The organism is Succiniclasticum ruminis DSM 9236, from assembly GCF_900112895.1.
GTDB classification, from domain to species: domain Bacteria; phylum Bacillota; class Negativicutes; order Acidaminococcales; family Acidaminococcaceae; genus Succiniclasticum; species Succiniclasticum ruminis.
In genome coordinates this window covers 1-21769 of the sequence record NZ_FONL01000025.1, presented here as the reverse complement: position 1 = coordinate 21769, position 21769 = coordinate 1, and the positions used below count along the sequence as shown (strand labels likewise).

16 protein-coding genes and 1 rRNA gene are annotated in these 21769 nt (G+C 50.1%); all 17 read right to left on the bottom strand.

Annotated elements, in window-relative coordinates; translation table 11 throughout:
• A 16S ribosomal RNA gene (locus BM159_RS10970) occupies nt 1-125 on the bottom strand; the annotation flags it as partial.
• Between the two features lie 329 nt (nt 126-454).
• Nucleotides 455-2005: a lysine--tRNA ligase gene (lysS, locus tag BM159_RS10960; protein WP_093914266.1), complete on the bottom strand. Its 1551-nt coding sequence runs from the start codon at nt 2003-2005 to the stop codon at nt 455-457.
• A 14-nt stretch (nt 2006-2019) separates the two neighbouring features.
• The gene (greA, locus tag BM159_RS10955) at nt 2020-2505 is read right to left on the bottom strand and encodes a transcription elongation factor GreA (RefSeq protein WP_093914265.1); all 486 of its coding nucleotides are present in this window, start codon (nt 2503-2505) and stop codon (nt 2020-2022) included.
• Between the two features lie 175 nt (nt 2506-2680).
• Nucleotides 2681-3745, bottom strand: coding sequence for a shikimate dehydrogenase (locus tag BM159_RS10950; protein WP_093914264.1), 1065 nt, complete (start codon nt 3743-3745; stop codon nt 2681-2683).
• Nucleotides 3746-3758: 13 nt separating this feature from the next.
• The gene (locus tag BM159_RS10945; RefSeq protein WP_093914263.1) at nt 3759-4691 is read right to left on the bottom strand and encodes a quinate 5-dehydrogenase; all 933 of its coding nucleotides are present in this window, start codon (nt 4689-4691) and stop codon (nt 3759-3761) included.
• A 142-nt stretch (nt 4692-4833) separates the two neighbouring features.
• Complete coding sequence (dusB, locus tag BM159_RS10940) at nt 4834-5805, bottom strand: tRNA dihydrouridine synthase DusB (protein WP_093914262.1); 972 nt, start codon at nt 5803-5805, stop codon at nt 4834-4836.
• 77 nt (nt 5806-5882) lie between these two features.
• Nucleotides 5883-6659, bottom strand: coding sequence for a type III pantothenate kinase (locus BM159_RS10935; protein WP_093914261.1), 777 nt, complete (start codon nt 6657-6659; stop codon nt 5883-5885).
• An 87-nt stretch (nt 6660-6746) separates the two neighbouring features.
• Nucleotides 6747-7745, bottom strand: a complete 999-nt coding sequence (locus BM159_RS10930) for a biotin--[acetyl-CoA-carboxylase] ligase (protein ID WP_093914260.1) — start codon at nt 7743-7745, stop codon at nt 6747-6749.
• 85 nt (nt 7746-7830) lie between these two features.
• A complete protein-coding gene (gene ftsH, locus BM159_RS10925) occupies nt 7831-9672 on the bottom strand; it encodes an ATP-dependent zinc metalloprotease FtsH (protein WP_093914259.1) in 1842 nt (613 codons plus the stop codon).
• Between the two features lie 59 nt (nt 9673-9731).
• Complete coding sequence (gene hpt / locus BM159_RS10920) at nt 9732-10274, bottom strand: hypoxanthine phosphoribosyltransferase (RefSeq protein ID WP_093914269.1); 543 nt, start codon at nt 10272-10274, stop codon at nt 9732-9734.
• Between the two features lie 14 nt (nt 10275-10288).
• Nucleotides 10289-11734: a tRNA lysidine(34) synthetase TilS gene (tilS, locus tag BM159_RS10915; RefSeq protein WP_093914258.1), complete on the bottom strand. Its 1446-nt coding sequence runs from the start codon at nt 11732-11734 to the stop codon at nt 10289-10291.
• Nucleotides 11735-11828: 94 nt separating this feature from the next.
• Nucleotides 11829-12260, bottom strand: coding sequence for a S1 RNA-binding domain-containing protein (locus BM159_RS10910; RefSeq protein WP_093914257.1), 432 nt, complete (start codon nt 12258-12260; stop codon nt 11829-11831).
• A 78-nt stretch (nt 12261-12338) separates the two neighbouring features.
• Entirely contained in the window at nt 12339-12725 is a 387-nt protein-coding gene (locus BM159_RS10905) for an FtsB family cell division protein (protein ID WP_143089442.1), read from the bottom strand.
• Nucleotides 12726-12818: 93 nt separating this feature from the next.
• Nucleotides 12819-14399 carry a bifunctional methyltransferase/pyrophosphohydrolase YabN gene (yabN, locus tag BM159_RS10900; protein ID WP_245763712.1) on the bottom strand — a complete coding sequence of 527 codons (1581 nt, stop codon included), beginning with the start codon at nt 14397-14399 and terminating at the stop codon, nt 12819-12821.
• A 34-nt stretch (nt 14400-14433) separates the two neighbouring features.
• Nucleotides 14434-16008, bottom strand: coding sequence for a putative polysaccharide biosynthesis protein (locus tag BM159_RS10895; RefSeq protein ID WP_093914255.1), 1575 nt, complete (start codon nt 16006-16008; stop codon nt 14434-14436).
• Nucleotides 16009-16030: 22 nt separating this feature from the next.
• Nucleotides 16031-19303, bottom strand: coding sequence for a transcription-repair coupling factor (gene mfd, locus BM159_RS10890; protein WP_093914254.1), 3273 nt, complete (start codon nt 19301-19303; stop codon nt 16031-16033).
• A 136-nt stretch (nt 19304-19439) separates the two neighbouring features.
• Nucleotides 19440-21769: YadA-like family protein (locus BM159_RS10885; protein WP_177206030.1), on the bottom strand; the 2330-nt coding region annotated here is incomplete at its 5' end.

Genomic DNA, 21769 nt, shown 5'->3' with positions numbered 1-21769 from the left:
GGTTGCCTACGCGTTACTCACCCGTTCGCCACTAGGATTCTGCCGAAACAAAATCCCCGTTCGACTTGCATGTGTTAGGCACGCCGCCAGCGTTCGTCCTGAGCCAGGATCAAACTCTCCATAATACTTTATAGAAAGCCGATTCGGCTCTTCTTGTTGTTCAGAATTTCTTTGACTTTTCAGGTCTGTCCCCGAAGGGGCTGACCCGCACATTCATCTGGTTCGTTATTCAGTTCTCAAGGTTCCGCCGTCGATTGACGACTTGGTTATAATAGCACTTCTTTTTCCCTTTGTCAACACCTTTTTGTAAAAAACAAAAGATTATTTTTTTATTGTTCTCATTTCCGTAAAAATCAGGCAAAAGCACAAAAAAAGAGAGGCTCACGCCTCTCTTAAAATACATATGTCCAGAGTCTTTACCGATAGTCAACTCCAAACAAACTTGTTCGCCTGTTTATTTACTTTCCTCAGCGTCTTCTTCGTTTTCCGATTTTTCCTGCGCCAGAGGTTTCATGGTCGGGAACAGCAATACATCACGGATGGAAACAGCGCCTGTCAGGAACATAACCAGGCGGTCAATACCGATGCCCAGACCACCGGTAGGCGGCAGACCATGCATCAACGCATTGATAAAGTCTTCATCCATCATACCGGCCTCTTCATCACCGGCAGCGCGCTCTTCCATCTGTTTTACAAAGCGCTCCCGCTGGTCGATAGGATCATTCAGCTCGGTAAAGCCGTTGCATAACTCACGTCCATAAATAAAACCTTCAAAACGGTCTGTAATCTCAGGATCCTCCACACTGCTCTTGGCAAGAGGCGAAATCTCTTTGGGGTACTTGTAAATAAAAATCGGCTGGATCAGTTTGTCTTCTACGAATTCATCAAAGAAAGCGTTAATGATCTTGCCCACACCCCAGGATTCTTCATACTCCACATGAGCCTCGTCAGCCGTCTTCCGTGCCGTTGCCAGATCTGTCACACCGTTAAAATCTGCTCCGCTGTACTGTTTTACCGCATCAATCATGGTAACACGGGGCCAGGGACCGGCTAAATTAATTTCCTGTCCTTCGTAAACGATCTGCAAAGTGCCTAATACTTTCTGCGCTGTTTCCGTTACGATCTTTTCCGCAATATCCATCATGGTATCCATATCGCCATAAGCCTGATACAGTTCGATGCTGGTAAATTCCGGATTATGTTTAATGTCGATGCCTTCGTTTCTGAAAATACGGCCGATTTCGTATACCCGCTCCAGGCCGCCGACAATCAGGCGTTTCAGGTTCAGTTCCGTAGCAATACGCAGATACAGCTGGATATCCAGCGCATTATGATAGGTAATAAAGGGACGCGCCGTGGCACCGCCGGAAATCGTATTCAGAACCGGGGTCTCCACTTCCAAATAACCTTCATTGTCCAGGATTTCACGGATACTCTTGATAATCTGGGTACGTTTGATAAATACATCTCTCACGTCCGGATTAACAATCAGATCCAGATACCGTTGCCGGTAACGCAGGTCTACATTGGTAAGCCCATGCCATTTTTCCGGAAGCGGTTTCAGCGCTTTGGACAGGAACTCCAGATTCTCAACACGGATAGATGGTTCGCCCATGTGGGTTTTAAATACTGTGCCTGTTACACCGATAATGTCGCCGATATCCATCAGCTTAATCAGGGAGTAATTATCTTCCCCAAGGATGTCTTTACGGGTGTAAAGCTGGATTTTCCCGGTACTGTCCTGCAAATCGATAAAGCTGGTTTTGCCGTGGCCGCGGATTGCCATCACACGGCCGGCAGCCTTGACAACGGTTCCGTCCGCTTCCATCTTCTCCACATTTTCATAAATCTCTTTGGTATGATGGGTCCAGTCAAACCGGTGACCGAAAGGACGGATTCCCCGCTCTTCCAGCTTATGCATCTTATCGATACGGTTCTGCATCTGTTCATTAATGTCCATTACCGGAGCCTGTTTACCCTGAACATTCTTCTTGTCTTCTGCCATTCTGTTTCTCCTGATTATTTAATCTTAACTATCTTATACTGATGATCCCCCACCGGAGTGCGTACCGTGACTACGGCACCAACTTTCTTGCCCATGATAGCAGCTCCTATAGGCGACTCGTTGGAAATCCGTCCCGCGAATGGATCCGCTTCCGTCGTGCCAACAACGGTATAAGACTGCAGACGGTCTTCTTCAAATTCCGGAGCAAGATCTTCAATATCAACTGTTGCGCCTAATTCAACTTTTGTTTTCCGTTTTTTTGTATTATCAATTACCTTGGCCGTGTTAACCATTTGTTCCAGCTCCAGAATGCGACCTTCAATACGGGCCTGTTCATCTTTCGCAGAAACATATTCGGAGTTTTCGCTGAGGTCACCGTGAGCAATAGCTTCGTGCAGGCGCTCTTCATTCTCCAGGCGCTTGACAGTGCGAAGTTCCTCCAGTTCAGCTTCCAGTTTTGCAAGACCTTCGGCAGTCAATATTGTTTCTTTTGATGTCATGATCATTCCTCCAATGTTACACCATACTAAAAGTACCGGCCTCACACCGATACCGTAAAAACGGTTAGTTAATATTATAAATTCTTATATTACCCTTGTCAAATAGAAAGAAACTGTGGACTCATTCGTTTGCTCTTCCTCTACGGCTGAACAGGTTCAGCAACCCGGAATTCCCTTACCGTTTCACATTTCCCTTTATCTTTTCTATCATTTCCGGAGTTACCGCATGTTCGAAGTTGCGGAATCCCGCCAGTGTAAAACCGTGTTTTGCAGCTAATTCGGATATCGTATCAATCTGCGCCGGATCCAGGTTTCTCCCCAGTGTAAAATTCTCATACCTGCCTTCCAAGGCAAGTATCATGGTTTCCGCCATACAGGCAAAACAGGTATGGGGCGGAAAGCCGAAGTTAAAGCGGAAATCCACGTTTCCGGGGACATGAATCACGCCACCTTCAATCACCAGTACATCATTCCGGAGCGCGGACACATTCCGGGATACATTGCGTGGCCGGGCCACATCACATACAACGGCGCCGGATTTCAAATCAGAGGGATCTATAATAAAATCAACTGCGCTGGTAACCGCAATAACGACATCTGCTTTATGCAGGCTTTTTTTTACATCCGAACTCACCGAAAACGTTGCTACGTCGTGCCCGTTCAGTTCCTGCGCCAGTTCTTCCAAAGGACCGATACGTCTGGCGACAAGATTGATATGTCGCACCTCGCGGGACAGGATACGCGCGCAGGCTGAGCCAATCGAACCGCTGGCCCCGATAATCGCTACTTCAGCATTCCGCAGGTCTTTCCCCATGAGACGGGCCGCTTCCCGGGTGCCTTCCAATGCTGTCGCAACCGTATAACTGTTACCGGACGTTACCGCAATATTTAAACGTTCCGCTATTGTTATACCGGCATCACCCACAATAGAAGTAAAGGCTCCCAGACCAAGGATCTTTGCTCCCAGTTCTTCCGCAACCTTGCCCGTTTCCACAATCCGGTCAATAACAAACTCTTCCGGCAGTTCCATCATCTGCTTTGCTGTCAGCGGGCAGCCGACAAACCATCCCTCCGCTTCTGCATACGCACTTTTAACCCCGGTGATATGCGAGACTTCAAACGGTTTTTTCTTCTTCAACATATATTCCAGCAGGAAATCAGGAACATACCTGACAAAAGGCGAAACCATCTGCATATCCTCTAATGAAAGAGGATGCAGCACAAACGCAAATTTCTCCATTCTTTCCTGCTCCTTACTGAAAATGCTCTACCGACGGCAAAATCTCATGTTTTTTAATGAACGCTTCGTATTCTTCCGGTTGTAGTGCCTTCTTACCCCCGGAAACAGCTACGATTGCTGCTTCCAGCACATTCGTGCCAAAACTCCGTCCCTGCAGACATGGCGTAGTCGTAACCAACGTTTTAATACCGGCATCTTTTAACATCAGCCGGTCTGTTGCAGTTACTGTATTCGTAATTACCGTTTTCCCTTCAAGACGGGAGGGCATAAACCGTTTGATAAACAAAAAGTCCCCTGCAATGATATCGCTGTTTATAAAATACTCGGGATGTCTGCTTATGTGGGATTCCTGTTTTTTTCCTGTGGGGTACATCCACTTGACCGGCAGTCTGGTAATAATAGGAACAAGCACCGCTGCCCAGCGTCGCAAAGCCCCCAGACTCCTTATGGGAATATTGCACCCCAGTCCGTAAATAATATCACCAAACAAGACCCTGCAATTCTGTTCTGCCAACGCTTCCGCCATACCGAAGCGGTCTACTGCACAGACCAGCAATACATTTTTCCCCGTAAAATCAACGATCTGCTTATCTGACAGATACCGGACCGCCATACGTTCCAATGTGTTTTTCAGACCGCTGCCATCCAAAACCGGCGTATATCTGACGTGTTTTACCAACTTTTCAGATTCTGCGAAAACATACCGGTGATTACCGGCTACCAGATACAGGTCCGTTCCACCTAATCCCATCGCATCGACTTTTCCGTCATAAAACTGAAATAACCGGGCTGCCTCTTTAATATCGCCGTCCGTACCCTTTCGTTCCAGCGTGACTTCTGTCTCCCCTAAAAAAAGACTGCCTTTGGCATCACGTTTGGAAGAGCCGATGCTGATACTGATTACGCTTTTCTTTTGTCCAGACTTCTGTAGTTCTTCTGAATCCATAAACAAGCATACCTGCAAAGATATTTTTCCGAAAGTGTATTGTATCACATTGCCGTAAATAAAACAATCAAACTACAATAATTTTTAAGAAACATTCACGGCCGCATACAGTTATTCAACAGCATTACTGTCCGAAAGCATTTTACCTGCTACTTTGCAAAAAAGTCCCGTAAGAATTCACCAAATCAACCATTTCCCGCAACGTCCCAAGTTTATGAAAATTTTCCCTATATTCGGAGGCACGGGGAAGACCTTTGATATAAGCGGAAGCGTGGCTGCGCATCTCCCGTATGGCAACCTTCTCTCCTTTAAAATCCACAAGAGCAGTTGCATGCAGTATAATCTGCCGCAGTTTTTCTTCATCTATTACTACTGGAATATCTTTTCCTTCCAAAGCCGCACGTAATTGGGTAAACAGCCAGGGATTTCCGTAGGCGCCTCTGGCCAGCATTACACCATCACAGTTTGTTTCTTTAAACATGCGAAGCCCGTCCTCCATGGCAAAAATATCCCCGTTACCAAACACGGGAATCCGCACCGCAGCTTTTACCCGGCGGATGATTTCCCAGTCCGCTTTCCCCATATAAAACTGGTTCCGGGTCCTGCCATGGACAGCCACTGCCGCAACGCCCGATGCCTCGGCAATCTTTGCTATTTCAACGGCGTTCCTGTGTTCTTCATCCCAGCCGGCGCGAAGCTTAACCGTTACAGGAATCCTAACCGCTCTGACCATGGCTTCCAGAATTTTACCTGCCAGTTCCGGAGTCTTCATTAAAGCGGAACCTTCTCCGTTATTAACCACCTTGGGTACAGGACATCCCATGTTAAAATCGATGATATCTGCCCCCTGTGCTTCCACGATTCTGGCCGCTTCCGCCAGTTCTTCCGGAACCGAGCCGAAAAGCTGGATGGCTGTTGGACGTTCCGCTTCATCAATCTGCAGCATAGCAAATGTTTTTTCATTTTTATATAACAACCCTTTGGCACTGACCATTTCCGATACTGTAAGCCCGCAGCCAAATCTCCGGCAGATGACCCGGTACGGCAGATCGCTGATGCCTGCCATCGGCGCCAAAGCCACCGGCGTGTCTAATTCTATGTTTCCAATTCTCATAGTATTTACAAAACCCTTTAGTAAGATAAAAACACGGACGGAAAGACGCTCTCCCCGTCCGCAATAGGTTCTGCCAATTATTTTTTGTTCTTTTCAAAAATAAGGCGCAGGCCTTCTAGGGTAAGCATCTGGTCTACTTCGTCAATACAGTCCGTGCCCTGGGCCATCGTATTGCCAAAGCCGCCGGTAGCAATGACCAAAGCGTCACCGCCCAGTTCTTCTTTCATCCGGGCCACAATTTCTTTGATCAGTCCATAGTAACCGAACATGATACCGGAACGCATGGCATCCACCGTATTGCCGCAGATTGCTTTTTTGGGCGGAATCAGCTCTATACGCGGCAGTTTCGCAGTCCGCTGGAAAAGAGCCTCCGAAGAAATCCCGATACCGGGGCAGATGGCACCGCCCAGATACTCGCCCGTAGCCAGCAGAGCACAGAATGTCGTAGCGGTTCCAAAATCAATAATGATCATAGGCCGTTTCAGATGGGCGTATCTGTCGTAGGCTGCCACCGCATTTACAATCCGGTCCGCGCCGATTTCCTTGGGATTCTCATAGCGCAACTGCAGACCTATCTTCAGTCCCTGCCCAACAACCAATGGCTTAATTTTGAAAAACCGTTCACACATATGGCACAGGGGAACCAGTACCGGAGGAACTACGCTGGAAATAATAATGTCCGTTACCTGTTCCTTCTTCAATCCGGAAAAGTTCAGCATACTGTTCATAAACATGCCGAATTCATCAGCCGTTTTGGAACGGTCTGAAGAAAAGCGCCAGTTATCTACCAGCTTTTTCCCGTCATAAATACCAGCCACCGTATTCGTGTTTCCTACATCAATTACCAGTAACATATGTTGCCTCCTTACCAGCTATAAAAATGCATATAACGTATATACAGCCGACACTCTAAACAAAGGGAACCTCTGTCACATTACAAGTCAGGAATACCGTTTTCCTTTAGCCTTCGCCGGACGGATGGAAACATCGCCTGCAATAACTTTTTCCATCGTTCCATCCTCTTTTCTGACCACCAGCAGACCTTCCTCATCAATATCCACAGCCGTCCCAAAATAGGTCTTATCCGGGGCAATGACTTTAACCGCCTGCCCGATGGTATCAGAATACTTCCGCCATTCATCCAGCACAGGCCCAAAACCATCCCGTAAGACCGTCTCATACAGGTCTTCTATATTTTTCAGGTAATCAGCCAGTATCTGCACCCGCTCAATCGGTTCCGTCGCCACATCCGCCACGGAAATCGCCAGTTCTTTCAGCTCATCGGGAATAATGGATCTGGGTACATTGGTGTTGATGCCCGTGCCAATGACGATATAGTTAATCTTGCCAAATTCGGCGCTCATCTCCGTCAGGATGCCTACCATCTTTTTCCCTTCCAACAGGACATCATTAGGCCATTTGATTTTCGCATTGACGCCTTTATACTTATTGATAGCTTTGATGACAGCTACCGCTGCCAGCAGGGTGCATTTGGAAGCTTCCGAAGGCATGAACGGCGGACGTAAGATGACGCTGCACCACACCCCATACCCCATAGGGGAAAACCAGCCACGGGAAAGGCGTCCTTTACCGCTGGTCTGCTCTTCCGCCACCACGACCAGACCGTCCGCGCAGCCCTGATCTGCCAGACGTTTTCCCACTTCATTGCTGGAATTGACTTCTTTTAAATAATGGATATGATGTCCTACCCATTTTGTTTTCAGATGCGCAACGATTTCCTCCGGGCTCAGTAAATCCGGGGCTTTATGCAAAATGTAGCCTTTCTTGGGCACCGATTCAATATCATAGCCCGTATTTTTTAACGATTGGATATGTTTCCAGACAGCCGTGCGGGAAACCCCCAGCTTGGAGGAAATTTCCTCTCCTGAAACCGGTTCCGGCATCCTTTCACGCAACAAACCCAGAATTTTGGCACGCATAACAACGCCTCCGCATTTTTCAATGATTAAGCAAGATATTGATTACTTTATACGCAAGCCGGTCGATACGTTTTGCAACCGGACATCAGCCCAACTCGCCGACAGGCTGCTCGACTGCCTGCAACGCCGGTCCGTCTTCTGTCAGATATCCCTGGCTCATGAGTTCCTGCAGCTGTCTCCCATCCAGCGTTTCTTTCTGCATAAGAGTTTCCGCAATCAGCACCAGTTTATCCATATTCTCCTGCAAAAGCTTTTCAGCGCCTTTGTAGGCCTCATCCATCAGACGACGGACTTCTTCGTCAATAACAGCCGCCACTTCATTGCTGTACTTTTCTCTTGCGATATCCCTGCCCAGAAAGACTTCTTCTTCCGGATGTCCGAAGGTCATGGAACCCAGACGGTCGCTCATGCCGTACTGGCAAACCATTTTCCGGGCCAGCTCGGTAGCCCGCTGCAAATCACTGCTGGCCCCGCTGGAAATATCCTTCAGCACAATGGCTTCCGCAACCCGGCCGCCCAGCAGCATCTGCAATTCGTCCAGCATTTCCGACTTTGTCTGGTAATTCCTGTCTTCTTTGGGGAGGCTCATGGTGTAGCCGCCTGCCCGGCCCCTGGGTATGATCGTCACCTTATGTACTACGCTCACATCGTTATGAAGCAGTCCAATCAGGGTATGTCCGGTTTCGTGATAGGCCGTCAGCTTTTTCTCCGGCTCACTCACGAGATGACTGCGGCGTTCCGGTCCCATCACAACACGCTCCGCCGCTTCATTCATAGCCTTCATGTCAATCATGGGCACATTGCGTCGGGCTGTCAGCAGCGCAGCCTCATTGACCAGATTTGCAAGGTCAGCCCCGGTAAAACCTGTCGTCTGCTTGGCAATGGTAGTCATGTCAACATCCGGAGCCATAGGCTTGCCTTTGGCATGCACGTTCAGAATCGCTTCCCGCCCCCTCATATCCGGACGGTCTACTACAATCTGCCGGTCAAAACGGCCGGGACGTAACAAAGCATGATCCAGAATATCCGGGCGGTTCGTTGCTGCAATCATGATGATGCCTTCGTTGATACCGAAACCGTCCATCTCGACCAGCAGCTGATTCAGTGTCTGTTCTCTTTCATCGTGGCCGCCGCCTACACCGGCGCCGCGTTGCCGCCCTACCGCATCAATTTCATCAATGAAAACGATACAGGGCGCATTTTTTTTTGCCTGATCAAACAAATCACGTACACGGGACGCGCCAACGCCCACAAACATTTCCACAAAGTCCGAACCGGAAATAGTGAAGAAGGGCACACCGGCTTCGCCAGCCACAGCCCGGGCAAGCAACGTCTTGCCGGTACCCGGCGGTCCGTACAGCAGTACTCCTTTGGGAATTTTAGCGCCCAGCGCATTATACCGCTGGGGATGCTTTAAAAATTCCACGACCTCCTGCAGTTCCTGCTTGGCCTCATCTGCTCCGGCCACATCTTTAAACGTAATCTTGTTTTTGCTTTCGTCATAACGGCGGGCATTACTCTTGCCGAAATTCATCATCCGGCTTCCGCCGCTGCTCTGGTTCATCAGCACAAACCACAGTCCAACGATCAGTACCATGGGAAGCAGCGTGCTCAGCAGCGTTGCCCACCAGGGCGTCTGGGGCGGCAGTTCCGCCTTAATTTCCACATCCCGGGAACGCAGCGTTGAAATAAGTGTGGAATCATTAGGCGCAACCGTCGTAAAGGTCTTGCCGTCTTTTAACAGCCCTGTAATTGAATTTTCACTGATTGTGACGGAGCGGACCTCATCCTGCTGCACATGCTTCATAAATGCTGTGTAAGAAATATCTGTTTTCGCCGTATTGCCAGCAGAATAATGATCCATTGCCCAGATTGCGGCAATCACTATCAATAAATAAAAGGCAACGTTTTTAAAGAACTTGAACAAAAACGTTTCCTCCTTTCCAATTTTATCGAATAACACAAACAGGTAAAGCGGAAAACCGCTTAAGCCCGGGCATAAACTGAAGGCTTCAGCACACCAATAAATGGCAGGTTGCGGTAGTCTCCCGCATAATCCAGACCATAGCCCACCACAAACTCATCCGGAATGGTAAAGCCCACATAATCCGCCTCCAGGCCGTTCTGCCGTCTGTCTTCCTTATCGCACATAGCAACGGTTTTGATGGACGCCGGCTTTTTGGTTTCCAGCAACGTCTTGACCCTGGCAAAAGTCAGCCCCGTATCGATGATATCGTCAACCAGCAAAACATGCATGCCCGCAATATCATCCTTTACGTCCAGACGCACAGCCACGCTGCCGGAAGTTGTAGTGCCGTCTCCATAGGAAGAAGCCACCATGAATTCCATCCGTACCGGTATAGACATAGCCCGGCTCAGGTCACAGGCAAAGAACGCCGCGCCTTTCAGCAGGCAGATCAGGATCACCCGTTTTCCGGCATACTCTTTGGAAAGCTGTTCACCCATCTCCTGTACTCTCTTTTTAATCTGCTCTTCCGTAATCAGAACCGATTTTATATCTTCATGCATAACAAACACCATCCTTATTTAATATTTATTAACAGCCAGCCCTGCTCCCGGGCCGGATCTTCTGAGCCGGTCAAGCCTGTTTCCCACCGGGCATTGGCAACGCCCGGAATCCACACGACCTCATTTCCCACTGCCGCAATTACCAGTCTGTCCCTGTCTTCCACAGGTATCCTGCAATCTATCAGATACTTTTTCAGCGTTTTATGCCCTGTTCCTTTTAGCGGAAATATCCTGTCCCCTGACTGCCTGTACCGGAATTCCAATATGTTACCCATACTTTTTAACTGACTAAGGGGATAAACCATCTGTTCCCGGTACCGGTAGGCCGGCAGGTCTTTTGCAATAGACAACTGCGCAATCCGATGATCCGGAAAATGAACCTCTGACAACCCCGTTCCGTCAGCAGACAGTGCTCCGGGAAGCCGTTCCAGATCAATTGCATATTTCCAATTGTTGTTTTTCCGCAAGCCCCTTAAATTCTCTTCAGAGAATAATATTAGTTTATCATAAGAATACAATGCTTGCCAACTGCCCGGCAGCAAAATTTTTTTGCCACTGCTATGATTACTTATCAAATTTCCCAAATCATCCAGATTGATTCCCGACAATTCTTCACGGGCGCCCGAATGATGCCAGAACAGCCGCAGTACCCTGAACCGCAATGCCGCAGGAACTTCCTCCCACTTCCTTATCTGCAGAACACCGTTTTGGTTTTCGCCAGGGGTTCTCCATCGTTTCCAGAACTCCGTCAAAGCCAGTTCTTCCAGAAACGTTTCGTCAGTCTGAAGATGTTCTGCTGTCCTGCATAAAATGTCCGTAACCGAAGGAGAAAACCCTTCTTCCAGGAAGGGAATCAAAACTTTGCGGATCCGGTTGCGGGCATAATACAAATCTTCGTTTGTCGCATCTTCCCGCCAGAAGATTCCCCTGGCTGTACAATACTTCCGTAACTCCGCCGCTGAAAGAGGAAGTAACGGGCGCAGAACAATGTCCTGCCGGAACCGTATGGCTCCCAGCCCCCGGGTGCCTGAACCGCGCAACAGCCGCAACAGAAAAGTTTCTGCCTGATCGTCCTTCTGATGCGCTGTAAGAATGAAATCAGCTCCTGTTTCCTCCACACACTGAAACAGCGCCCGGTAACGAAGCCGGCGGGCGGCGTCTTCCAGCGACAGTTTTTCTCTTTTCTGTAATTCCTGCGCGTCAACATGTTTACAGCAAAAAACAATACCTCTCTGCCTGCAAAACTCTTCTACATAAGCAGCGTCTTCCAGGCTTTCCTCTGCCCGGATGCCATGCTCTACATGACACACGGTAAAACGGAACCCGCAATGCTGCAACGCATCTGCCAGCGCAAGGGAATCAGCACCGCCGCTGACTGCGGCTACATATTTCTTTGTAATATCCAGCTTTTCCCGTAAAATGCGGGGCACTTTCTCCAGCACCGTTTCCTTCATGACCATTCCGTACCCGTCTTCTGTCAGTTTGTGTCACAAAACATCCTTAAACAACTGTATTCATAAAATAAAACAGGCACCCTTACTGAGTGCCTGGATTTTATCGATCACGACTCGAGCCGCGGCCTCCGCGCTTGGATTCCGTATTTCTGCGCAGATCCAGCAGACGGTCGTCGCTGTCTTTCATAAACTTGGATAATTTATCTTCAAAAGACAAGGGGCCCGTCTGGCGGGGAGCCCGCTTTTCCACAACAGGCGCCTCTTTAAGTCTGACAGGTTTTGCAGGAGTTTCCGGTTTTTCTTCAAGCTGTTTCAAAGAAAGCGCAATCTTACCCCGGGCATCAACCGACAATACCTTTGCTTTCACCTTCTGATGCTCTTTTAAAAAGTCATGAATATCCTTTACATAAACATTGGATACCTCGGAAATATGAATCAGTCCGACTTTTCCCTCGGGAAGCTGAAGAAACGCGCCAAAATTCGTAATGCCGGTAACTTCGCCTTCTACGACAGCTCCAATTTCAATCGCCATAAAACAAAAATTCCTCCTGCTCAAAAAATAAGGCAGTATAATTTTACCACCATAAAATAAACAGTGTCAATAAAAATGCTAATTAACAGTCTTTTTTTCAGCACTTTCTTTTTTCCCAGGCTGTTCATTATTGCCTTTGCCGTCACCCGTGTCCTTTTTATCTTCCTGCTTATCTTTAACTATAAAAATCGGAACTTCATCTTTTTTTACATAGTTATGATCTTCGCGCGCCAGCTTTTCAATATATTTGGGATCATATAAACGCTTCCGCTCCGCTTCCAGATCCGCCTGCAGCTTCTGCAGTTCTTCCACCCGTTTCTGGGTAGCTTCCGTTTCTTTCTGTATCTGATAAATCTTATACTCCTGCCGGCCTAAGATTGCCACAAATATGATGACGAGAACGATCAGGACCCGGCGGAAATCCCTGGCTATGCGGCTTTTCTTTTCGTTGTCGCGAGTTGCCATGACGTTCACTCCCTTCACAGAAAAACCATTATAATTCAGTATAACAAAAAACCAGAGGACAGGCAATGTCTGCCTTCTATATGTATTACAAACTTAATCAGCCGGTACTTCGTTTTCTTTTGCTTCATCCCAGAACCGGTCCAGTTCCTCCAGGGAATATTCACTCCAGGGTTTCCCTGATTCTTTCACGCGGTCCTCCACATGTTCAAAGCGCACGACGAACCGGTTGTTGCAGCGGTTCAATGCTGTTTCGCTTTCAAGTCCCAGGTGGCGGGCAAAATTTACCAGAGAAAAGTACAGGTCCCCCAGTTCCCACTCCATCGCTTTCTGATCCTGCAAGGTCGCCGCGTCGTTAAACTCTTTCCATTCTTCCAGCACTTTTTTCTTTACTTCTTCGGTTTCCGTCCAGTCAAATCCTACCTTGGCAACCCGTTTTTGTATCTTATGAGCACGCAGCAAAGAAGGCAAGCCTTTATAAATACCATCCAACACCCGTTCCCGTTCCGGTTTTTCCTGCAGTTTGATGGCCTCCCAGTTAGTAAGCACTTCGTCGCTGTTTGCTACCTTGACTGTCCCGAACACATGTGGATGCCGTTCAATCAGTTTATCCGTCACGCCATCGATGACATCCTGCAGGGTAAACATTCCTTTTTCCTCTGCCATACGGGCATGGAATACCACCTGCATCAGGATATCGCCCAGTTCTTCCACCATGCCGTGGGTATCTTTATCGTCCACCGCTTCCAGGAATTCATAACACTCTTCAATCAGGTTGGCACGAATCGTATCAAAATCCTGCTCCCGGTCCCAGGGGCATCCGCCAGGTTCACGCAGTACCTGCATCACATCCGCCAGGGGGCGAACGTCAAACTGTGTTTTGTGTTGCAGCAACGGGAAACGTTCCCAATACCCGCCTGTGTCACTGTCATCTTCCGCGCTTTGCAGCATCGTCTGCAGAGCCTCCTCAGGCTGGCGGGGAATAAACACGCTGGTCAGATGGTCGATGACAGGCTGCCTGTCCATTTCAAAGAGCGGTATCTTACGGCACTCTTCATCTTCCAGTCCCAGATTGCGGAGGAAATACACTTCAGTCTCATCCGGCAGGATATCCATCAGGGTCAGCTTCATATCCGAAGCCACCATCTGGTTATAAACCTGGGTTACCATCAAAGGGTACTGTCCTGCATCCGCCAGAGCAGAAAAATCCTGTGCGTCAATGATCCGCAACCCGTCAATAGGGTCGATTCCCAAATCAACATAAGCCAGATCCAGAAAACTCATAGCCGGTTTAATGGTTAGAGGGATATTGTTCCTTTTCGCCTTTTCCCTCAGCAATGTCACCGTCCGCTCCGCTACCAGCGGGCTGCCGGGTACCGCGTAGACCACTTCTTTATTCTTGGCCTGTTCTATAACGAAAGAGGAGATTTTATCATACACTTCTTCAAAAGTTGCTTCCTTTTCATACCAGGCATCACAGGAAATGAAAGAGATGCCCCTGCGTTTCAGTTCCGCCACAGTAGGGTGAACCTCTGTCCTTAAAATCACAAACCGTTCCTCCAGAAGTTTTAACGTTTCCAGGGAAAGATGACCTGCTGCTCCCGGCCCCAGACCGACAATGGTCAACGTTCCTTTCATTTTGCAATCCTCAAGACCTGTTTTGTTTTTCGATTCCATACGTATGCCCTCCATTCCGTTGGGGAAACACTGATTAATGCCAAAACTTCCGCAGATATTTTCCAAGAACCGGCAGCCGTGCTGCTTCTTCCCTGGTCAGGCAGCCGGACAGTATCACCGCAGCCACATAGACAAGGCCTGATACAGTCATGCCGCTGACCAACGCAGCCAAAACTCCGCTCTTATCCATAAAAAACAATGCCACTGCTCTTCCGGCCATGCCCATACACAGGGAGGCCAGCAGAATTTTCAGGCTGTCCCAAAGTGGAAACGGGATGCCGCTCCGATACAGGAAAAGAATATTGATTGCCGCCACCAGGGCAAAATTAAGATTGGAAGCCCAGGCCGCGCCTAAAACATGAAACGCTGGCAAGGAAGTAAGCTGCCACACAGCAATCGCTTTCACTACCGCGCCAAACAACATATTCCACATGGGTATCAGCGTTTTTCCGAATCCCTGTAAGGCTCCGGTAGTAACCTGGAATACTCCCAGGAAAGCAATGGACGGTGCCAGATGAGCAATGACCGGCGCAGCCTTCATCGTACCGTACAACGTGCCGGATATGGGTCCTGCCAGAGTCCACATTCCCACAGAAGCCGGAACAACCACAAGCATACAGATTTTAAAAGCAGAAGATGTCTTGCGTAATATTTCATCCGGACGGTGCAAAGTACAGGCTTCCGAAACCGCAGGTACAAGACTTGCCGCCAGCGACATTGTAGGTATGGTAGCCATCATCATCAGGGGTTGGGCCATACCGGTTAGATAACCGAACAGTGTAGTGGCCGCTTCTACCCCAAAACCGGCCCGCCCCAGTCCGTTCGGTACCAGAAGCATGTCTATGCTGCTGGTAACCGGTATCAGCAGGTTGGCGCAGGAAACGGGAATGGCCAGCAATATCAGACGTCGGGCGATAGAACCCACGCTTTCCTCAACCGTTGCCGCCTGCTCTTTAATTCTCCGTTTCCAGTCCTTTCGCGCTTTCCGGTAAAACCAGGTGAGTACAAGCAGTCCCATCAACCCGCCGGGCACCGCTCCGAAAGCTGCGCCGGCCGCAGCGAATTCCAGCCCCCGGGGAAGCAGGAAATAAGCCAGGCCGATCATGACCAACACACGCACAAGCTGTTCCAGAATCTGGGACACTGCCGGAGGGGTCATCATCTGGTAACCCTGGAAATAGCCCCGGAAGCTGGCCAGGATACTGGAAAAAAATACAGCCGGCGTCAATACCACCAGCGCATAATAAGCCCGGCTGTCCCGGATCCACCCACTGCTCACTAGAAAACCGGCCAGTCCGTACAATGTCAGGGCAAAAAGCAGACCAAATACTGCCATCAGTCCTAACGTAACCTTAAAAATCCTGTGTGCCTGGACATAATCGTCTTTGGCAACTTTTTCCGCCACAATGATGGAGACTGCTACTGGCACACCGGCCGAGCAGACGGAAAGCATGAGCAGGTAAATGGGATAAGCCATCTGATATAAACCGATACCTTCGCCCCCCAATAAGCGGGACAGCAGGATACGGTTCACCGAGCCGATGACTTTAACCATTAATCCTGCCACGGTTAAGATCAGGGCCCCTTTCAGAAATCTGTCCTTACCCATCTTTACGACTCCCATCACAGTCTCATTTGATCAATTTCATCAAATTATTTTCAAGCCACTCCAGCGGTTCGATTTCCAGAGAAGACGTCCGGAACAGAAGCGCCATTTCCCTTCCTGGTTCCAGCTTCATATACCGTCTGTTCTTTTCCGCCATCCTCACCAGCGCATCCCCGTTCACTTCAGGATGCTCCGCAAAGGTGATGCGGATCATCCCCGCCCGCACATTAATCCGGCGGATTTTCATCTTACGGCATACAGCGCGGACTTTGGCCAGACGCCACAGCAGTTCCACTTCTTCCGGCGGGGTTCCGAAACGGTCAATGATCTCATCCATCAAATCCTCTTCCTCACCCCAGGCCAAATCCACAAAACGGCGGTACAATTCCAGCTTGTACCGGGGATTGGCAATATAAAAATCCGGAATATAAGCATTCAGCGGAATCTCCAGAATCGGGTCCGGTTCCCGTTCCACATTCAGGGAGCCGTTCTGGAGCCGTTTGATAGTTTGTTCCAGCAGGTCACAATAGGCGGCAAACCCGATTCCTGCAATATAGCCGTGCTGCTGGGGTCCCAGCAGGTTGCCGGCGCCCCGTATTTCCAGATCCCGCATGGCTATCTTAAAGCCTGCCCCCAGCTCTGTAAAATCGCGAATGGCCTGCAGCCGTTTGGCCGCCACCTCGCTGAGAGACTTATTCTTTCGATACAGAAAATACGCATAGGCCAGACGGGAGGAACGGCCTACCCGCCCCCGCATCTGGTATAGCTGGGAGAGGCCGAAATTCTCCGCCCCGTCCACGATGATCGTATTGGCCAGCGGCACGTCCAGCCCGTTTTCTACAATCGTAGTACACAACAGTACATCGCAACTGCCTTCGTAGAAGGACATCATGGCGTCTTCCAGCCGGTCTTCACTCATCTGTCCGTGACCAATACGCACATTGATGCCCGGCACCAGCCGTTGCAGCCGTTCCGCAATCAGCGGCAACCCGCTGACACGGTTATGAATGTAATAGATCCGGCCGCCCCGGCGCAGTTCCCGCTCCAGAGCTTCCTTAATCATGCCCTCGTCATATTCCGCCACGTACGTTTCCACCGGCAGGCGGTCTTCCGGCGGGGACTCAATGAGGCTCATATCCCGGCTGCTGACCAGGGCCATATGCAGCGTGCGGGGTATAGGTGTAGCAGATAATGCAAGCACGTCGATTCCCTGTTTCCACTGTTTGATTTTTTCCTTCTGGGCCACACCGAAGCGCTGTTCTTCGTCAATGATCAGAAGCCCCAAATCATGGAACATTACATCAGCCTGCAACAGCCGGTGAGTACCGATTACAATGTCAATGTCACCCTGTTCCAACCTTTTTAGCGTCTGCTTAATTTCCTTATTGGAAACAAACCGGCTGACCATTGCGATCCGCACCCCAAAGGGTTCCAGCCGTTCCCGGCAGGTGAGCAGATGCTGCTGTGCCAGTACCGTGGTGGGAACAAGCAAAGCCGTCTGTTTTCCGTCCATCACCGCCTTAAAGGCGGCCCTCAAGGCCACTTCCGTCTTTCCGTAGCCCACATCCCCGCACAGCAGTCGGTCCATGGGTATGGGTTTTTCCATATCCGCTTTGATTTCGGCAATGGCTTTCAGCTGGTCCGGCGTTTCTTCAAAGGGGAAGCGTTCCTCAAACTCGCGTTGCAGATCAGAGTCCGGTCCATAGGCATAGCCGTTGGTAATCTTCCGCAGGGCATAGAGACGGATCAGTTCCTCCGCCAGCTGGGTTATGGCCGTGGAAGCTTTGGTCTTCATGCGCTTCCAGTCGGCACCGCCCATTTTGGACAGTTTGGGCGTGATGCCCTCGCTGCCCACATATTTGTGCAACATACCTACCTGGTCTACCGGTACAAACAAACGGTCGCTGCCTGCATACTGCAGCAGCAGATAGTCCCGGTGCATACCGTCCACCAGCATGGTTTCCACGCCTATATAGCGGCCGATACCGTGCACATCATGCACTACATAATCGCCGCCTTTAATATCGGTAAAATATTGCAGTTTCGCACCTTTATGCTTTGACTTGAAACGGCGGCGCCGCTGCAGTCCGTAAATATCGTTTTCTGTCAGCAGCAGCCAGTTTTCATTCCAGAACCGGAAGCCATTGAACAGTTCTCCAAAGCCCACGTTCACCTTTTCAGAGTCTTCCGCTCCGTCAGCCAGACAGACGGATGGGATTCCCCTTTGCAGCAGGCTCTCCGTAATACCCCGGGCCTTCAGCACGGTGCTCATCATAATATAAGGCTGGCTGCCTTCCGCAAGAAGGTTCTGCAAGTCTTCAATCAGCCGGTCGATGCTGCGGTTATAGGACGTGACCCTGCGTACCGGTACCTGCATATGCGTAAAACCGGCAAAGTAACTGGTATCCAATGCGGAAACTGTAACAGCAGGCTGCTTTTCTTCCATATCCCAGATTTCATCCGGTGTCCAGAGTTCTTCTTTATAGGACTGTCCTTCTTTGTACAAACGCTCCAGCGCCTCTTTCATCTGCGCCGGTTCATCCATCACAAAAAGCGTATCCGAAGCCCCGTAGTCCCTCAGATACGCATCAAAAGCTTCTTCCGATGTCTGCATCTGCAGGGGGACGATTCGCAGTGTTTCCGTGTTTTCCAGCGAACGCTTTGTTTCCATATCATAAAAGCGAATACCGTCAATGTCCGCATCAAACCATTCGATACGAGCCGGATTCTGACTGTTCAGGGGGAACACATCGATGATGCCGCCCCGCACCGAAAACTGGCCGATCGTATCCACTTCATCGGTGTGTTCATAGCCTATGGCAACCAAGGTTTCAATACACTGATCCTGCTCCAGCATAGCGCCCACGGCAATTTCCAGACTGTTTTTGGATACCCCGGAAGGACGGGCCAGTTTCTGTTGCAACGCTTCTGCCGTAACGAACACTATGCCCGGTTCTTCGCCGGCAATCAGGCGTAAGGCTGCCGCCCTCCCCGCCTGAATCTCCAGGTTCCGGCTGTCCGCCTGTACCCGGGGCAGGTTCGTAGGGTAAAACTCCTGCATCGGCAGTTCCGGACAGAGGTAAGCCAGTGTCTGCCGGTATTCCCGTACTGCGTCCCGTCCGGACACCAGAAGCACCAGCGTCTTAGCTTTAACAGTCTGCATCAGGGCGCACAAATACAAGGCTTTGACAGTTCCGTCCAGCCCTGAAAGCACACAGCCTTTTCTCTTTTTATACAACGCCGCCGCGACCTTCAGTTCCTTTACCGCGGCCAGGCGTTCCAGTATGCGTTCTTTCATGAAAATCGGTTTCCTGAATAAACTACAAAAAGAGGTCAGGGCAAGGCCGTGACCTCTATATTATGGTACCACAAACAGTTCCTAAATACAACGTTGAATCAAAGCAGTTTTGGAAAACCACAATTTCCTTCTCAGGCTATTTCCCCAATTTCGCTTCAATCGCGGCCAGCCGGGCTTCCAATCTTTCGTTCTGCTCTTTGATTGCCGCGTTTTCCGTTTCCAGAGCCTGGATCTTTGCTTCCTGTTCTGCGTTTGCTTTTCGCTGTTCTTCCAGTACCTCGCCCTGTGTCTGCAACCGCTTCGCCATCAGCGCTTTACTGGTATTGAATCCTTTATCAAGAGCAATAGTGATACCAGCGTTCATCATATTTTCACCGTTGCCCATGCTGCCGCCGATACTGAACATCAGGTTATCCTGCGGACGGTAGAACAGGCCCATGGCCATGGCGTTAGCGCTCCGGTAATTACCATAACCCAACCCCATGCCGAACTTACTGTCCATCTCGATAGGATGCAGAGCCGCCAGAGCTGCCGCGCCGGCCAGGCCTTTCCTCATACGGTCATCCAGACGGTTCACTTCATTGCTTACGTTGTTGATGACAGTTCCGGCATTTTCCGCCAGTTCACGCAGTTGTCCCATATTGGCCGCGTCCGTGTCCTCGTCGCCGGGGGCTACGTTGGTGACCTTCTGGCCGCCGGCGTCAACGCCCTTCTTCGTTACGGATGGACCGCCTGCCACCGTGAGGCCATCGCCGCTGATAGCAGTATCCCCTGCCGTGAACTTATCAGCAGTTACACCGCTGGTGTTGATGACAGTATCGCCTGCCACCACCTCATCCGCCGTCACTGATTTGGTGGTGACAGCGTCGTTGGCAATGACGGTACCGCCCACGGCGATCCTGTTGTCTTCGATGGTCGTGTTGCCCACCTTCACAGACTTGTTCACCTGTAGGGTATCCACGTCGTTGATATCCTTCGCCAGCTTGACGTTCAGGGTATCGCCATCGCCTTCCACACCGATATTCTCAGCGCTGAGATTACCTGCAGCGCCGCCTTTGATGTTCAGGGTGTCGCCCAGTTTGATCTTGTTGCCGGTTCCAGTATCGCCAGCAAAGGTAAGGCCTTCGTTTTCCACTTTATCCAGGGTCGCCCTGGTTGCTTCGCTCAGGTCTACCTTGTAGTCGGTTACGTTATTGACGTCCTTTGCGCTTTCGGTCACAGTGAGTGCGTCAGAACCTGCGCTTACGGAAGCACCGTCTGCGTTGACGGTATAGATAGCATGGCCGTCAGCCGCCATTCTTCTCTCAACAGAAGCAATATTAGTTCCATCCTTTACTTCAGTCCGGGAACCGGCAGTAGCCGCGTTCAGCTGCTCCAGGTTCACAGCGTCAGTGCCTTCAGTACCGGCCGCTACACCCGTAATCTTTTTGCCGCCTCCGCTGATACCATCTTTGGTGACGGACGGACCCCCTGCAATGGTAAGGCCGTCGCTGTTCATGGTAGTATCCCCTGTGGTGACCTCATCTGCCGTTACGGATTGAGTCGTCACGGATTTATTGGTAATGAAGGTATCGCCCATGGTAATTTTGTTCTCTTCGATAACGGTATTGCCAACATTTATTTGCCCGTCTTCGATTACCGTATCGCCTACGGTAACTTTAGCAGCCGTTACACCGTCATTGCTGATGACAGTGCTGCCTGCGGTGACACTGTCCACCTTCAGGTTTTTGGCCAGTTCTACTTTAATCTTGTCGTATTCCGACTGAGTAGTGATGTTACTTCCATCGCCTACGACCTGCAGGATCTCGTTATTGCCACGTTCTATCGCATTGCCTGTCTCACCCTGGAACTTCAGCTTCACGTTGCTAATCGCGTCACCCTTGGCCGCTTCGTACAAATCCTTCAGTTGTTCTTCCGTTGCGGCACGGCCGGCATTGTAAACCTCATTCTTGCTCCAGTTGGTATTGGTCAGCCCCGTCACTTCGCCTACGGTCCCGTCAACCGTTACCGTATGGACATCCGTACCGTTACCAATCTTCACTACGTTCGCCAGGTCGATGTTTCCTTCACGCAACGTCAGGTTATCTGAAAGGTTGGCTTTTACTGTATAGGTGCTCTTATCCGCGCTCTGCGCTACATCAATTCCTCCGCCGCCTTCTACCGTAATGGCATCTCTGGCGATGTTCGTTACCACGGCCTTGCCTGCATCGCTTATGTTGCTCAGTTCCGTATCGGCAAGACCCGTTACCCCTACCTTGACCGTCCGACCGTCCGCTGTCACCGTTACATGTTCGTCTGCTGCCGCAAACGTTAAGTCATTGTGCGACGGGTTCACGTTGATAGTATTATTCCCTACCTTCGCATCCCATCCTGCGTCCAGATCCGCACGGTTCGTCGCGATGTTTTGCGTATTCGTATCCTGCTGCAACTTGCTCGCTACGTCCCCAATCTTCACATCTACGGCTG

Bases quoted from the DNA above. Each gene is read 5' to 3' on its own strand.
- tilS (WP_093914258.1), bottom strand. From the start codon at position 11,734: ATGGTCATGAAGGAAACGGTGCTGGAGAAAGTGCCCCGCATTTTACGG.
- greA (WP_093914265.1), bottom strand. From the start codon at position 2,505: ATGACATCAAAAGAAACAATATTGACTGCCGAAGGTCTTGCAAAACTG.
- mfd (WP_093914254.1), bottom strand. From the start codon at position 19,303: ATGAAAGAACGCATACTGGAACGCCTGGCCGCGGTAAAGGAACTGAAG.
- BM159_RS10935 (WP_093914261.1), bottom strand. From the start codon at position 6,659: ATGTTACTGGTAATTGATGTAGGAAACACGAATACGGTGGCTGGTATT.
- BM159_RS10910 (WP_093914257.1), bottom strand. From the start codon at position 12,260: ATGGCGATTGAAATTGGAGCTGTCGTAGAAGGCGAAGTTACCGGCATT.
- yabN (WP_245763712.1), bottom strand. From the start codon at position 14,399: ATGGAATCGAAAAACAAAACAGGTCTTGAGGATTGCAAAATGAAAGGA.
- lysS (WP_093914266.1), bottom strand. From the start codon at position 2,005: ATGGCAGAAGACAAGAAGAATGTTCAGGGTAAACAGGCTCCGGTAATG.
- BM159_RS10930 (WP_093914260.1), bottom strand. From the start codon at position 7,745: ATGCGTGCCAAAATTCTGGGTTTGTTGCGTGAAAGGATGCCGGAACCG.
- hpt (WP_093914269.1), bottom strand. From the start codon at position 10,274: ATGCATGAAGATATAAAATCGGTTCTGATTACGGAAGAGCAGATTAAA.
- BM159_RS10895 (WP_093914255.1), bottom strand. From the start codon at position 16,008: ATGGGTAAGGACAGATTTCTGAAAGGGGCCCTGATCTTAACCGTGGCA.
- dusB (WP_093914262.1), bottom strand. From the start codon at position 5,805: ATGAGAATTGGAAACATAGAATTAGACACGCCGGTGGCTTTGGCGCCG.
- BM159_RS10950 (WP_093914264.1), bottom strand. From the start codon at position 3,745: ATGGAGAAATTTGCGTTTGTGCTGCATCCTCTTTCATTAGAGGATATG.
- BM159_RS10945 (WP_093914263.1), bottom strand. From the start codon at position 4,691: ATGGATTCAGAAGAACTACAGAAGTCTGGACAAAAGAAAAGCGTAATC.
- BM159_RS10905 (WP_143089442.1), bottom strand. From the start codon at position 12,725: ATGGCAACTCGCGACAACGAAAAGAAAAGCCGCATAGCCAGGGATTTC.